Annotated in this window: 13 protein-coding genes and 1 pseudogene; 1 reads left to right on the forward strand and 13 read right to left on the reverse strand. The window is 62.3% G+C overall.

Annotated features, from left to right (window positions below):
* Nucleotides 1–4 precede the first annotated feature (4 nt).
* From BPNPMPFG_RS17470 to BPNPMPFG_RS17510, 9 genes and pseudogenes are all read right to left on the reverse strand, one after another.
* Nucleotides 5–327: pseudogene (locus tag BPNPMPFG_RS17470) on the reverse strand (ArsR/SmtB family transcription factor).
* Between the two features lie 73 nt (nucleotides 328–400).
* Nucleotides 401–646, reverse strand: a complete 246-nt coding sequence (locus BPNPMPFG_RS17475; protein ID WP_258589976.1) for a hypothetical protein — start codon at nucleotides 644–646, stop codon at nucleotides 401–403.
* A gap of 107 nt (nucleotides 647–753) precedes the next feature.
* Nucleotides 754–2862, reverse strand: coding sequence for an ABC transporter permease (locus BPNPMPFG_RS17480; protein ID WP_258589977.1), 2109 nt, complete (start codon nucleotides 2860–2862; stop codon nucleotides 754–756).
* Nucleotides 2859–3926 carry a quaternary amine ABC transporter ATP-binding protein gene (locus BPNPMPFG_RS17485; protein ID WP_258589978.1) on the reverse strand — a complete coding sequence of 356 codons (1068 nt, stop codon included), beginning with the start codon at nucleotides 3924–3926 and terminating at the stop codon, nucleotides 2859–2861. Before BPNPMPFG_RS17485 ends, BPNPMPFG_RS17480 begins: the two co-directional genes overlap by 4 nt.
* Nucleotides 3927–4047: 121 nt before the next feature.
* Entirely contained in the window at nucleotides 4048–4944 is an 897-nt protein-coding gene (locus BPNPMPFG_RS17490) for an ABC transporter substrate-binding protein (protein ID WP_258596799.1), read from the reverse strand.
* A gap of 107 nt (nucleotides 4945–5051) precedes the next feature.
* Nucleotides 5052–5828 carry an SDR family NAD(P)-dependent oxidoreductase gene (locus BPNPMPFG_RS17495; RefSeq protein WP_258589979.1) on the reverse strand — a complete coding sequence of 259 codons (777 nt, stop codon included), beginning with the start codon at nucleotides 5826–5828 and terminating at the stop codon, nucleotides 5052–5054.
* A complete protein-coding gene (locus BPNPMPFG_RS17500) occupies nucleotides 5825–6952 on the reverse strand; it encodes an acetoin dehydrogenase dihydrolipoyllysine-residue acetyltransferase subunit (protein ID WP_258589980.1) in 1128 nt (375 codons plus the stop codon). Before BPNPMPFG_RS17500 ends, BPNPMPFG_RS17495 begins: the two co-directional genes overlap by 4 nt.
* A gap of 21 nt (nucleotides 6953–6973) precedes the next feature.
* Entirely contained in the window at nucleotides 6974–7981 is a 1008-nt protein-coding gene (locus BPNPMPFG_RS17505) for an alpha-ketoacid dehydrogenase subunit beta (protein ID WP_258589981.1), read from the reverse strand.
* 13 nt (nucleotides 7982–7994) lie between these two features.
* Nucleotides 7995–8963: a thiamine pyrophosphate-dependent dehydrogenase E1 component subunit alpha gene (locus tag BPNPMPFG_RS17510; protein WP_258589982.1), complete on the reverse strand. Its 969-nt coding sequence runs from the start codon at nucleotides 8961–8963 to the stop codon at nucleotides 7995–7997.
* 483 nt (nucleotides 8964–9446) lie between these two features.
* On the opposite strand from BPNPMPFG_RS17510, the gene betI reads away from it, so the two are divergent.
* Nucleotides 9447–10022 carry a transcriptional regulator BetI gene (betI, locus tag BPNPMPFG_RS17515; protein WP_258589983.1) on the forward strand — a complete coding sequence of 192 codons (576 nt, stop codon included), beginning with the start codon at nucleotides 9447–9449 and terminating at the stop codon, nucleotides 10020–10022.
* 63 nt (nucleotides 10023–10085) lie between these two features.
* Here betI and BPNPMPFG_RS17520 read toward each other — a convergent pair whose 3' ends face one another.
* Genes BPNPMPFG_RS17520 through BPNPMPFG_RS17535 form a run of 4 tightly spaced genes read right to left on the reverse strand, consistent with a single transcriptional unit; the run spans nucleotide 10086 to nucleotide 14449 of the window.
* Nucleotides 10086–10481: a serine hydrolase gene (locus tag BPNPMPFG_RS17520; RefSeq protein WP_258589984.1), complete on the reverse strand. Its 396-nt coding sequence runs from the start codon at nucleotides 10479–10481 to the stop codon at nucleotides 10086–10088.
* Nucleotides 10373–11212: a serine hydrolase domain-containing protein gene (locus tag BPNPMPFG_RS17525; protein ID WP_258589985.1), complete on the reverse strand. Its 840-nt coding sequence runs from the start codon at nucleotides 11210–11212 to the stop codon at nucleotides 10373–10375. Before BPNPMPFG_RS17525 ends, BPNPMPFG_RS17520 begins: the two co-directional genes overlap by 109 nt.
* 52 nt (nucleotides 11213–11264) lie before the next feature.
* A complete protein-coding gene (locus BPNPMPFG_RS17530; RefSeq protein WP_258589986.1) occupies nucleotides 11265–13355 on the reverse strand; it encodes an ABC transporter permease in 2091 nt (696 codons plus the stop codon).
* Nucleotides 13352–14449, reverse strand: a complete 1098-nt coding sequence (locus BPNPMPFG_RS17535; protein WP_258589987.1) for a quaternary amine ABC transporter ATP-binding protein — start codon at nucleotides 14447–14449, stop codon at nucleotides 13352–13354. Before BPNPMPFG_RS17535 ends, BPNPMPFG_RS17530 begins: the two co-directional genes overlap by 4 nt.
* Nucleotides 14450–14484: the final 35 nt, after the last annotated feature.

A 14484-nucleotide genomic window follows, 5' to 3' on the forward strand; every position in this document is an offset into this window, starting at 1 on the left:
AAAATCAGGCGACCGCTTTGCTGACCGATGGCGCGCATTTGGCGTCGGCACAGCACTCGTCAGCTAGATAGCCGATCAAGGCGTTCATCCCTGGATAGTTGGCGCGGCAGATCAGCGTCGTCGCTTGACGTTCCTGGGTTACACAAGTCCCGTATCGACCAGCCGCTTGAGATGATGCGACAGCGTCGACGACGGGATATCGAGCTTCTCCTGGATGCTGCCGACCGGAAGGCCATCGTCCCCTGCCCTCACCACGATGCGGTACAGCTGCAGGCGCGTCGGGTTGCCGAGAGATTCGAGCTGCGATGCTGCTTGTTCGAGTTTCATGGAATAAGCATACATCCAGCCGCTCGTGCCGTCAAGCCAATTTCGAATAATGTCGAAATATGCAGTCGCCCCTCTAGGCGGCCTGCAGATCAGGTTTCGTCGGCGCGTGGACGACCAGGCCGAGGCCAATCAGGATCACCGCCCCTCCGGCCAGCACATAAGCCCGACACAGCGGCAACGCGGCGGCGTCTGGTCGCGCCGCGCGGGTGCCGCCGTGCGGGGTCTGTTGCGGTTGCACCTGAAGGTTCCGTCGACTGACAAGCAGCCATCCCAAACCGCATGCCAAGGCGACGTCGATCAGCGCCAGGCCTGAAAGCATCGCCAGCGCGCCGTAGGCAATGCGCCAAGGGACGGCGCAGCCGCCTGGGCAATCAGGCTTGGCATGGCAAGGCGGCCCAGGGCGTGCCGATCTTCCGCGATGGCGATCTAGCACTCGTTCAGTTGATGGCCTTCGCGGGTCGACTGATGCCGATCATACCAACCCCGAATGATACGATCAGCCACCATGGCAACCAGTGCGATCGCCAAGCCCGATGTGAGACCGAGCCCGGCGCTTGCATTGCCTAGGGCGATGTAGACCTGTTGACCGAGATCCTTGGTCCCGACCAGGGCCGCGACCACCACCATAGACAAGGCGGCCATGATGGTCTGATTCAGGCCGAGCATCACGTTCGGCATGGCCAGCGGCAGCTTGACCTGGAACAGCAGTTGCGCTGGCGTGCAGCCGCATTGCCGGCCCGCCTCGATGCAATCGACACGCACGCTGCGGATGCCATGCTCGGTGTAACGGATCGGTGGCACGATCGCGTAGAGCATGATGGCGATCAGAGCTGTAAGTTCCCCCACCTTGAAGAACATCAAAACCGGAATGAGGAAGACGAACTGAGGTATCGTCTGCAGTGCATCTTGGACAGGTCGCAGCACCCGTGACACCGTGTCGCTGTGTGCCGCCCAGATGCCGAGAGCCCCACCGATCGCCAAACACAACAGGACCGCCAGGCCGCAGAGATAGGCCGACTGCATGAAGGGCTCCCAGAGTCCCGTCAACAGGATGAAGATGCAGCTCGAGAGCGCGAACAGCGCAACCGAGCAACCGGCGCATCGCCAGGCCAGGGTGACGATCAGCGCGATCGTGGCGGGCCAGGGGAAGGTGGAAAATCCGAAGAAGAAATAGAGCGCCGCGACGATTACAGCCAATGCCGGACGCCAGTCAAAGCGCAGCGCGAGGCCATAGGCGATGACGGCTACCGATGCCACGTAAATGGCGATCACCGTTGGGGTTAAGGCGATACCCCAGGAGAGCGGCGTTACGGCGCGGATCATGCCAATCCGGAGCGGCAGGATAAAGTAGTAGAGAACCCCGTTCTTGAAAGCCTCGATCGGGCCATCAAAGCGCGCAACGAGGCCCAGGACCCAATGATTGACGGCATCGGCGTCGATCAGGCCCGGTGTGGAGTCAAAGGGGAGCGTGACGGCGATGCCGCTCAGCCGGATGAGCCACGCGCCGACCAGTGCACTGGCGATGACGCTCCACATACGCCGGCTGGTGAGCCAGGCCGGGTGCTGCGAAGCACCGCCATGCCCGGCCAGTCCGAGCGTGATGCGGTCCATGACCATCGCGAGAAGTGCAATTGCGCCACCGGCCAGCAAGCTCTGGCCGAATGCGGCCGCGCGCATCGAAGACAGGACTTCCCAGCCGATATCCGCGAAGCCGCCGATGATCGAGGCGATGATCATGATGCTGAACGCGGCCATCGTCGTCTGGTTGATCCCGACCAGGAGCTGAGGTGCCGCCGTCGGCACATCCACCAGCCAGAAGCGCTGCCTTGGCGTGCAGCCGCTCATCATGCCAGCCTCGGCAATGTCGCTCGGGACACGCTCAAGACCGAGTATCGTATTCTTCACCATGAAAGGGATGGCATAGACGGCGCTAGCAATCAGCCCGACCACCGGGCCAAATCCGAACAACAGCAGCAGCGGGATGAGATAGGCGAAGGCGGGCATCGTCTGCATCACGTCGAGCGCGACGTTGATGGTTGCCCGCGCCTGCTTCACCTGAAAGGCGAGGACGCCAATGGCAAATCCCGCGAAGACGGAGATTGGAATGGCCAACAGGACGAGAGCCATGGTGTTCATGCTCTGGGGCCAGTATTTGGTCACCAGGAGATAGCCGAGTGTAAAGATCGAAAAGGCGGCGAGGCGATAGCCGCCGGCACGCATTGCGATAACGCCGACCACGAGCATCGTCATCGGCCAGGGAAGCCATTGCAGGCCAGTTTGCACACCCACCATCGGCCATTTGAGCAGCCAGGAGATGCCGCGAAACACCGGCCGAACCTGGTCGGTGACGACCGTGCTCCAGGCGTCCACCCATTGTGCTATTGGCACGACCCAATCGGGGGGATAGGTGGCGAGCCAAGGCAGGACGTCGCGTAGTGCCAGGCAAAGCACCGTAAAGAAGCCCACCGCCATCCAGACCGACAGGCCTGCATCCCAGTGCAAGCGCCGCGGTGCGGCTGTGTCGAGCTCACTCAATGCCGCCGTTCCCTGTCTCGCTCAAGGATCTGCAATACGGTTTGGCGATCGATCGTCCCGACAATGTTTTCGGCTGCGTTGACCACACGGAACCCGGTGACGCCGGTGGCGACCTTGGCCACGAGCTCCTCCACGTCCACCGTGTCCAGCACGGTCTCCATGCTCGAGCCGCAGTCGACGTCGCTCTGAACGGCGATATCGGCCGCATGGACCGCGCGAAGCAACGATATGTCTTCGACAAACTGCGCCACGTAGTCGTCGACCGGATTGCGCAGGATATCGCTTGGTTGACCGATCTGGATGATCTCGCCCTGGCGCATGATGGCGATCCGGTCCGCCAGGCGGAAGGCTTCCTGGATGTCGTGGGTGATGAAGACGATGGTTTTGCCGAGCTTCTTCTGGAGCCTCAGAAACTCGTCCTGCATCTGCCGCCGGATCAGCGGATCGAGCGCGGAAAACGGTTCGTCGAGGAACCAGAGCCCTGGCCCGACCGCCAGCGAGCGTGCAATACCCACGCGCTGCTGCTGGCCGCCGGAAAGCTGATGCGGAAAGGACGTCTCGCGACCTTCGAGGCCGACGAGCGCAATCATTTCCATCGCCCTCGTATACCGCTCGCCGACGGAACATCCCTGAACGCGGAGCGGAAAGGCCACATTGTCGAGGACGCTCAGATGCGGCAGCAACCCGAAATGCTGGAACACCATGCCCATGCTGCTGCGACGTAGCTCAATCAGCCGCCGCGGGCTGGCGGCGAGCAGGTCCTCGCCGTCCAGGAGCACCTGGCCATGGCTGGACTCAATCAGCCGTGAGAGACAGCGCAGCAGTGTCGATTTTCCCGAGCCCGACAGGCCCATGACGACGAAAATCTCGCCGACATGGACATCGAAGCTAGCGTCGATCACCGCCGGAATTTGCCCACCCTGTTTCAGCCGTTCACCCACGGCGCGCGGGTCGCCGGAGAAGAAATCCCGCTTTTGGACGAGGCGTTCGGCAGGGGCGCCGTAGACCTTCCACAGGCTTCGGCAGGACAGCTTTACAGGCCGGTCCGGTTCCGCCTTGGTCATGGCGCTGGCTCCCCCTCTTACGAGTGTCAGTGTTGGGGTCATTTGCCGATCGCCGGTCCCCGGGCGGCGGCGCCCCGATCTCGAGGTACCGCCGACATTGGGCGGCCGAGCGGTTCTCGCATCAGCGTGTTGCCTCCTGCACCCAGGGCTGCCAGACCGCCTGATGCTGGTCGATCCAGGCGTTGACGACCGTGTCGATGTTCTGGCCCTTTCTGTCGATCGCCAGGATCATCTGCTGCTGGGTGGCCGCGTCCTCCCGGAATGCCTTCAGGAATTCGTAGGCCGCCGGCCATTTGTCTTTGAAGCCCGACCATACCACCTTGTGGACCTCGGGAGGATTGATGCAGTGATCGTTGTCCTGCGACTTGCAGGGCGGCATCGTTACCCAGCCCATGTCGGCTTCCGCGAAGATGTAATGCGGTGCCCAGAACATCATGAGCAGAGGCTTCTTGGCCGCCACGGCGGATTCCAGCTCGGCTACCATCGCGCCCTCGGAGCCGCCCGGCACGGTGGTCAGGGGCAGGTTGTTGTCCTTGATGATCTGCGCGGAGCGGGAGCCCCAGTCGGCCGGGTAGTCGAGCAGACGGCCGTTCGGGAAAGTGTCCGGGCTCGTCAGCGCCTGGACGCAGCCGGGCTTGGTGAGCGCAGTCCAGTCCGGCAGGCCGGGGCAGACATCCGTCATGTATTTGGGATAGACCCAGCCCTCCTTTGTCTCGAGGCCGAGCTGGCCAATGTCTTCCACCTTCCCCTCCTTCAGCACCTTCGGGAAGATGTCGCCCACATTGTTCATCCAGATCTCGAGTGTCACGTCGAGCGTGCCGTCGGCGAGGCCGGTGAACTGCGGATAGCCACCCGCGGTCACATACTCGATCTTGTAGCCCATGCGTTGCAGAAGGGTCCCGACGATATGCGTGGTCACATGCTGGCCGGTCCACTCGGCCATTACCAGCTTGATCGGCTCGTCCTTGGCCCCCAGGTCGGCGGCCCGCGCCGCGCCGGATCCCATTGCGATGAGCATCGCCACGAGCGAGCCTGAGGTGAACCTGAAAAATCTCGACTTGGACATTTCTTTTCTCCCAGTTGTTGTCATTGTCCCCGTTCTTTTTCCGACCACGGGAGCCGATGTCAGTGCGACGTCAGCCCTCCGTCGATGTTGATCGACTGTCCGGTAACGCTCGGCGCCAGTGCCAGATAGATTGCGAGGCCGCCGATTTCCTCGGGCGTCTGCGGCCGGCCCTGCGGCACGAACTCCAGCACATGACGCTGCCAGGACTGCTCCGCCGTTTCCCCTTGCTCCCTGAGTTCGTCCGACAGCATGTCCCACATGTGCGTTTTTACGACACCGGGGCAGATCGCATTCACGGTGATGCCGTCGCGGGCGACCTCCTTGGCAAGCGAGTTGGTGAAGCCGAGCACCGCATATTTGGAGGCGCTGTAAAGAGCCAGCTTCGGATAGCCGTCCTTGCCGGAAACCGACGAGATGTTGATGATGCGCCCGAAGCCCTTACGCTTCATCGCGGGGACCGCCGCCTTGCAAGACAGGAACACACCCTTGGCGTTGATATCCATCACCCGGTTCCACTCCGCTTCCGCCACGTCCTCGACAGCGGCGACGCTGATGACCCCGGCGCAGTTGACGGCGATGTCAAGCTGGCCGAATTGCCGTTCGACATGCGCCACCAGAGCGACGAAGTCGTCCCATTTCCTGACATCGACGACACGCGACTCGGCCCGTCCGCCTGCTACGCGGATTTCAGCGGCAACGGTCTCCGCGGCGTCGGCGTCGATGTCGGTTACGACGACCACGGCGCCCTCGCTCGCCAGCGCCAGGGCAATGCCGCGCCCGATGCCGCGACTTGCTCCCGTCACATAGGCGGCGCGCCCCACCAGCCGACCGGTCATGCCGCCGCTCCCACATGCGCGCAGAGGATGGCGTTGACCTCTTTCATGGCCTCCAGCTGAGGCATGTGGCCGACGTTGGGGATCAGATAGGCCACAACCGACGCGGGCAGTTGCCCGAGCGGGTCAGGTGACAGGATGGCGTCCTCCTGTCCCCAGACGACAGTGACCGGGATCGTCGGATTCTCGGCGCTCCAGGCCGTGAAGGCCGACAGCAGCACCGTGCGCTGGTGCCCATCCGGGAAGCATGCCGCGACGATCTTCGCGAGTGCCGCCTCGGCGCCGTCCAGCCGCTTGTTGCGGGCGACCCGGTCGGCGAACTCCCGGCCCACCATCGCGGGGTCGGCAAACAGCCTGCCCAGGCAGCGCTGCAGGTCGCGCGTCTTCGTGGCGGCAAGAAACTCGGTCGGGAACGTTGGATCGATGCCCTCGGCAAGGCCGAGAGGCGCGATCAGGGCGAGCGAGGCGACGCGGCCTGGATGTGTCAGCGCCAATTGCAGGGCAGTGCCTGCCCCGAGCGAATGGCCCACCAGATGCACCCGCTCCAGCCCAAGCGCGTCCATGGCCTGCACGACGGTTTCGGCAAGCTCCGCGAGATCTCCGGTTCGTATCTCTTTCGTCGACTCGCCGTGCCCCGGCAGGTCGATCGCATAGACTGCCCGGTCGATGGCGAGCGACGCCTGGATCATCTGCCAGGCGTCGAGATCGCCGCCGAAGCCGTGGATCAGCAGGGCCGCCGTGCCACCCTCACCGACCCGCAGATAGCGGAGCCTGCGTCCATCCGGCAGATCGAGTTGCCTCGGCTCCGGCGCCTGCGCCGACGCCTTGCCGGCCGCGCTCTCGGCGAAACGGGCGATGAAGGCATCGACCTCGGCGTCCAGAACGGTCTCGTCGGCAAGGACGCCGATCAGGGCGCCGCAGGCCCGCGTCTCCCCCGCGGTGATGACATGCCGGCGCAGCACGCCGTCTTCCTGCGCTTCGAGCATGTTGGTGACCTTTGCCGTCTCGATTTCGGCAAGCTCCATGCCCGGCACGACGCGCGCACCTTCGGGCACGAGCCATTCGACCAGCGTTCCCTCCTCCATGGTGAGTCCCCAGGTCGGCATCGATATGGGTGTGATCTGCATCGTCATCGCTTTCGGTCGGCGTTATTTGTTGAGCAGTTGGCGGACGACGGCTTCGATCCGCTCAGCGTTCGGGATGTAGGCGGCCTCCAGCACTGGCGCGAAAGGGACCGGCGTGTGGGGCGCGGTCACGCGCCGGATCGGCGCCTTCAGCGCGGGGAAGGCCTTGTCCGCGACGAACGCCGCGATCTCGCTGGCCACGCTGCAGCGCGGATTGGCTTCGTCGACCACCACGAGGCGGCCGGTTTCCGTGACGCTCTCCAGGATGGTGTCCTCGTCGATCGGCGAGGTAGTGCGCGGATCGATGACCGTCGCGTGGATACCGGACGCCGCGAGCCGATCAGCGGCCTCCAGCGCGACATGCACCATCCGCGCCAGCGCGACGATCGTCACGTCGCCTCCCTCGCGAAGAACGTTGGCTTCTCCGAAAGGCACCGTATAGGCCTCGTCGGGCACCTGTCCCTCGATGTCGTAGAGCTTGGTGTGCTCAAGGAAGATGACCGGATCGTCGTCGCGGATGGCTTCGATGAGCAATCCCTTGGCGTCATAGGGCGTCGACGGGATGACGACCTTCAGGCCTGGAACATGGGTGAAGAAGGAATAGAGGCATTGCGAATGCTGCGCCCCGGCGCTGAAGCCGGCGCCGAACATCGCCCGGATGACCAGCGGCGTCTTCGCCTTTCCGCCGAACATATAGCGAAACTTGGCGGCCTGGTTGTATATCTGGTCGAAGCAGACGCCGATGAAGTCGACGAACATCAATTCGGCAACCGGCCGCAAGCCGGTGACGGCAGCGCCCGCCGCCATTCCCATGATGGCACTTTCGGTGATCGGCGTGTCGATGACGCGCTCGCGGCCGAAGGCACCGACCAGCCCGCGCGTTACTCCCATGACGCCGCCATAGGCATCGTCCACCCCAGTGCCGCCGGCGCCGCCGGCGACATCCTCCCCGATCACGACCACGCGCGGATCGCGCCGCATCTCGGCATGGAGAGCTTCGTTGATCGCCTGGCGGAAGGTCTTCTTTGACATGCGGTGCGTCCGATCAATAGCTGAGATAGACGTCGGCCAGCAGGGCGGAGGGCGACGGATCGGCCGCCGCCCTTGCCCTCACCACTGCTGCCGCGATTTGCTGTTCGACCTCGGCGTCGATGGTGTCGAGTTCGGCCGCCTCCAGAAGTGCCGACGTGCCGACACGAGCGCGGAAGCGGAGCAGCGGGTCCCCGTCCGCCCGCGCCGTCTGCAGCTCCTCCTTGGACCGGTAGCTCTGCGGATCGCCGCAATAGTGGCCGTGATGGCGCACGCAGCGCGCCTCGATGAAGCTCGGCCCTAAGCCACCGCGCGCTCGTGCGAGGGCTTCTGCCATCGCCGCATGGACGGCGAAGAAATCGAGCCCATCGATGCGCTCCGCCGGCATGCCGAAACCGGCGGCACGAGCGGCGATGTCCTTGCAGCCGACCGCGTAGTCGACGCCGGTTCCCTCTGCATAGCCATTGTTCTCGACAACGAAGACGACCGGCAGCCTGAGGACAACGGCCATGTTCATGGCCTCGAACATCGTCCCCTGGTTGGACCCGCCATCGCCGCTGAAGGCGACGGCGACACGGTCGGTTCCGAGCGTCTTGGCCGTCAGTGCGGCCCCGACCGCCAAGGGCGGGCTGCCGCCCACGATGGCATTGGCGCCAAGCATGCCACGCTCGATATCGGCGATGTGCATCGAGCCGCCCTTGCCGCCGCAGAGGCCGCCCGCCTTGCCGAAGATCTCCATCATCATGCCATCGATATCGCACCCCTTGGCGATGCAATGGCCGTGGCCGCGATGGGTCGAGCCGATGTAGTCGCGGTCATCGAGATGCATGCAGACACCGACGGCGCAGGCTTCCTGACCGCTATAGAGGTGAACGAAGCCCGGTATCTCGCCATTGGAGAAAGCGCGGTTCACCGCATCCTCGAAAGCGCGGATCGTCCGCATCTGGCGATAGGCGGCGCGCAATGTCTCCCGGCTCATCTGCATGAGTGGGTCCCCGGCCAGGTGCGCATCGAGCTTGGAACAGTGGCGGGCGCGACCATATCGGCCAACATTCCGCCGTCGACCGCAACCTCGTCTGCCGCGCCGCCTGAAATCAGCGCAACTCTGTCGTTGAGCCGGCCCATTCGCCTCTCCCTAAACCTCAATGCGATCAGAGCAGGTTGGCGTTGGGACAGGCTCTTGTCAACAAAAAGTTGACTAACAAGCCAATTTTTTGGCAGAGTGCCAATTTATAGGCTCATGGCATAATCTGCCTTGACTGTCGCCCCGGCCGCGTGCTGTCAGTGGCTAGAGCCCGTTCCATCCCGATGGAATCGGAATGAGGCTCTATCTCTTTGTTTGAGCATGATCTCTGGACAAACGGAGACCGTTTGTCCGAGAAAACCGGACTCCAATTTTCGGAATCATGCTCCAGAGGACTGGATGAAAACACGAATTCGCGACATACGCCGCAAGGACATGCAGGAGGTGGCGTTCGACATCCTTGCCGAGGAGGGTTTTCATGGCGTGACCCTGGCCAAGGTAGCCGAGCGCCTCGGCATGTCACGCGGCCTGGTCCACCACTACTTCACCAGCAAGGATGAATTGTTGGAAGCCGCCGTCCGCTTCGGCAATCGGCTGATCTCGGAACAGATCGCGGCGAGCCTGCGCCGCTGCAAGACGCCGCACGAACGTCTGGCCACGATCTGCAATGGCAATTTCGACGAGCGGATGTACATCGCCAGCCGGGCCCAATATTGGATTTCCTACTGCGCGCAGGCGACCTTCTCCGCACGCTTTGCAAGATTGCTTAATGTCCAGAACGCGCGCATGCGCAGCAACCTGCTGCACGAACTGCGCCAGCTCCTGCCCAAAGTGGCAGCCGAGAGCGCGGCGGAAATGATCGCCATGTTGATGGATGGCATCTGGGTTCGCATGGCTGTGACCAAAGCCGAACCCTCGCGAGAAGCCGCGCTGTCCATGTTGACCAGTTTGGTCGACAGTCTGTTGGGTTCAAGCAGTCCGCCGACATTCGGTCGTCTGCCAAGATCCAAACGCCAGTAGGGCAGAAGAGATAGTGCGGGGAATTCCTATGTCAGTGCGCTGGCGAGCCACCCAGCTATAGCGTCAGAGCGAGTCGTAGACTACATCGATCAAGGCCTTTCTGCGTGGATCTATGTCGTCGAAGCCGAGCATGTTGTTCGTAACATAGCCGAAGCCGAGAGCAGCGCTCGGATCGGCAAACCCAACACTGCCGCCCCAGCCGGTGTGCCCGAATGTTTGCGGCGATGCGCGGCCGGCGTACACAGGATCTTCGATCTGATAGCCGGCGGCAAATGCGGCTGGCATCCCGAAGCTTTCATCCATGCCGCGGAAGCGAGGTCGCGCTGCTTCCTCGATTGCCCTGCGGCTGATCAGCGGCTTGCTCTGCCAGGCGCCACCGGCCGCCATCGTGCCGTAGATACGTGCCAGTGCATGTGCCGTCGACTGGCCATGCCGCCCGGCACCTTGGCGGCCCGCCATGCGCGGTCGTTGGGCGCCAGTGCCCTGGGTACAGGATTGTCGCAGGCGTGGGGAAAGGGAGAGGCGCACACGAAGTCGATCCAGTCCGAAGCCTTCGGTCCGGCGATCATCTCGGCGACCCTGTGGTCGTCCTGCTCCGGCAAGCCAATATGAAAGTCGGCCCCGATCGGACGTGCGATCTCATCTGCAATGAAGCGGCCGATGCTGCGCCCGTCGACACGACGCAGGACTTCACCAGCAAGGTGGCCGTAGGTCAGTGCGTGATAGATGCAGCGGCTGCCCGGCTCCCACAGCGGCGACATGGCGGCAAGCGCGTCGACATAAGGCACCCACGCGAGCAGGCCTGCCTCATCCGTGGGCATAGTCAGGCCATTCAACCCAGCCTGGTGCGACATCACCTGCTCTAGAGTGATGCGATCTTTGCCTCCGGCGGCAAATTCCGGCCAATAGCGTGAAATGGGCGCCGCATAGTCGAGCATGCCGCGGTCGACCAGCATCGCGACGGCCAGTGCAACTATCCCTTTGGTCGAGGACCAGGTATTGATCAGCGTGTCGTGGCGCCAAGGTTGGTTTTGTGCGGCATCCGCATAGCCTCCCCACAGATCGACGACCGTTCTGCCCTCGATCACAACCGACACGCCCGCGCCGCGATCTAATCCTTGTGCGAAATTTCCGGCAAACGCATCGCGCAATCTGGAAAAACGCGGGTCGCAACTACCCTCAATCATCATGACGGGTTCTCACCAAGTGACGTCGTTACAAGCAAGCCTCAACCGAGAGCCGTCAGTCGAGCGTGCCACCGGCGTTTGAGACGATTGCCCGCATGATGCGGTCGGAGATCATGGCGACGAGAGCAATGGACAGGCCAGCCACCAAGCCTTGGCCTGCGTCAGCTTTGCTGAGCGCGATATACACTTGCTGTCCGAGATCCTTTGTACCGACCAGCGCCGCCACCGGAAGCATGGACAGGGCCGCCATGATTGTCTGGTTTACGCCGAGCACGACAGCTGGCTTGGCAACCGGCACCTCGACATGAAGCAAGCGCTGCCAAGCGGTGCAGCCGATCTGCCGTGAGGTCTCTATAAGGTCTAGCGGGACGCTTCGAATGCCATACTCAACATAGCGAATTGGCGGCACGATTGCATATAACGCGATCGCAATCAGGCCAGTAAGTTCGCCCACTTGGAAGAACATCAAGGCGGGGATCAGGAAGATAAACTGTGGCATGGTCTGAAGCGCGTCGCATACTGGCTTCAGAACAGCTGAAAATCGGTCGCTTTTGGCCGCAGCGACCCCCAGCAGTCCGCCGAAACACATGCATATCAGCACGGCAAGAAGACAAAGATAGAGCGATTGACCGAGGGGGCCGTAAAGGCCGGTACCGACGATGAAGCACGTTCCGAAAGCGGCCAGGGCCGCTAGACGCGCGCCGCTGACCGACCAGGCCAGACCTGTGACAATGATGATAAATGCCGGCCACGGAAACCCGTTGAAGCCGACGAGCAGTAGGGTCGAGGCGATCAGCACGCCAACCCCGAGCTGCCATTTGCCTTTGAACCAGAGCCAGGCGGCCAGCACCAATGCCAGACTGCAATAGATGGCATTCACCTGGGCTGTCCAGTCGAAGCCCCAGGTGAAGGAAGTGACGGCGCCGACCAAGCCAATGCGGAGCGGCAACATGAAATGATACAGGACAAAAACTTTGAAGGCGTCCAGTGGCGCGGAAAAGTCATGCACAAGGCCAATGACAAAGCTGTTCAGTCCAGACGGGTCGATGACCCCGCCCACACTGTCGGCCCAAGCCATGCTGGAGGGCGAGCTGTTGAAAAGGACCGCTATAAGAAGGGGTAGCACCAATAGCACGGCCGTTCGTAACCCTTTGTGCCAGGTCGTCGGCGTCCTGTCGCGCGGCGGCTGGGCCATGCCGAAGGTGATACGATCAACGACCATCGCCAAGACCGCGATTACGAGGCCAGACAGGAGGCTTTGACCGAATTCCGCCTTCCGCATCGAGCTCAAAACTGCCCAGCCGACATCGTTTAAGCCGCCGATGATGGCCGCCATGATCACCATGCTGAAGGCCGCCATCGTGGTCTGGTTGATGCCCGTCAGGATCTCGCGCTTGGCTGTCGGCAAAATGACATTCCAGAACCGTTGCCGGCGCGTACAACCGGCCATGCTCCCAGCTTCCAGAAGGGATGGCGGGACGCGCTCCAGGCCAAGCATCGTGCAATGGACCATAGGCGCGATCGCGTAGACGAGACAGGCAATTAGCCCGACAATCGGCCCGAAACCGAACAGCAGCAAGAGCGGTATCAGAAACGCGAAGGCAGGTACCGTTTGCAACAGGTCTAGCAACACCAGGGTGATATTGCGGGCAGAGCGGGAAGAGTGCGCGGCGACGCCCAACAGGAAGCCGATGCCGACAGATAGCGGCACGGCCAGCACTACCAATGACAGGGTATTCATACCCTGTTCCCAGTACCCAGCCAAGACAACATAGCCCAGCGCGGCCACTGTAAACAGCGCGAGCTGCAAACCGCGCGCCAACCAGGCAAGCACTCCGAAAAAGACGATCATCGCGGGCCAGGGCATCCAGCGCAACGTGGCACTGCAGGCGTCCAAGGTCGCGCCCAGCACCGTAGCGAGGGCCGCGCAAAGTGGCGTCAGCAACGGAATGAGGATGGCGAATAGGCTGGATATCACCGACGCGACCGGCAGCAGCCAAGACGTAGGGTAAGTCACAAGCCAGGGCAGCGCCGAGCGCATCGCGACGCAAAGCGCGATACAAGCCAGAACGATGATCCAAAGCAACTGCCTGGATTTTATCGGCAAGCTCTCGTCTTGGACAACAAAAGCCTGTTCGGCGCTCATGTGGCGCCCCGCTGGATTGTGTCATTGGCGAGCACTTTGGCAATGACCTCGGATCGCAAGAGACCGACCCGGCCTTCCCCTTGACGGGTGATCACAAACGATCGCGCGCCGGCGATGCTTTGGGGCAAGAGTGCCTCGATCGGCACGTTGGCGTCGACTTCGTGGATGCCTTCACCGCCGTTCCAGTCGCTGGGGATCGCTTCCATGACCGAGCCCGCGGTCACCACCTTTGCGAGGGACACTTCTTCCGTAAAGCTCGCCACATAGGAGTCGATCGGGTGAAGCATGATCTCGGCCGGCGTTCCGATTTGGATGATACGGCCTTCGCGCATGATTGCGATTCGATCGGCCAGCCGGAAAGCTTCCTGGATATCGTGCGTGATGAACACAATCGTCTTTTGCAACAGGCGCTGCAGTCGCAAAAACTCGTCCTGCATCTGGCGGCGGATCAATGGATCAAGAGCCGAGAAGGGTTCGTCGAGAAACCATAGCTCCGGATTGACGGCGAGCGAGCGAGCAATGCCCACGCGCTGCTGTTGTCCGCCCGACAGTTCGTGCGGCATGCTGCGCTCGCGTCCCTGCAGGCCCACCAACGAGATCATTTCGCGGCCCGTCTTCAGGCGTTGCGAAAGGGGCATCCCCTGCATTCTGAGCGGGAACAACACATTGTCGAGCGCATTGAGATGCGGCAGCAGGCCGAAGCTTTGGAAGACCATGCCCATGACTTTGCGCCGAACCTCAACCAGTCGACGTTCGGTGGCCGTCAGCAGATTTTCCTGTCCAAGCCACACTTCGCCATGGGTTGGTTCGACGAGGCGCGATAGACACCTTATCAGGGTCGATTTGCCTGAGCCGGACAGACCCATGACAACGAAAATCTCGCCTTGTTGAACGTCAAAGCTGACATCCGCCAAGGCGAGGAAATTCCCGGCCGATTCCAGTCGCCGCTTGAGCGTTCCAACGGGCTCGGTCGACGAAAGAGCCATTTCCAGCGCTTTCGCAGGCCGAGGCCCGTAGATCTTCCAAAGATTGCGGGACCTGAGCTTGGCCATCGCCTTGCTCGCGGAGCCTGATTCACCATCGGGATTGGTCATGTCCAACATTTTCGTCAGCGTGTTCTAGAGCGGCG

The organism is Mesorhizobium sp. AR07, from assembly GCF_024746815.1.
GTDB lineage: Bacteria > Pseudomonadota > Alphaproteobacteria > Rhizobiales > Rhizobiaceae > Mesorhizobium.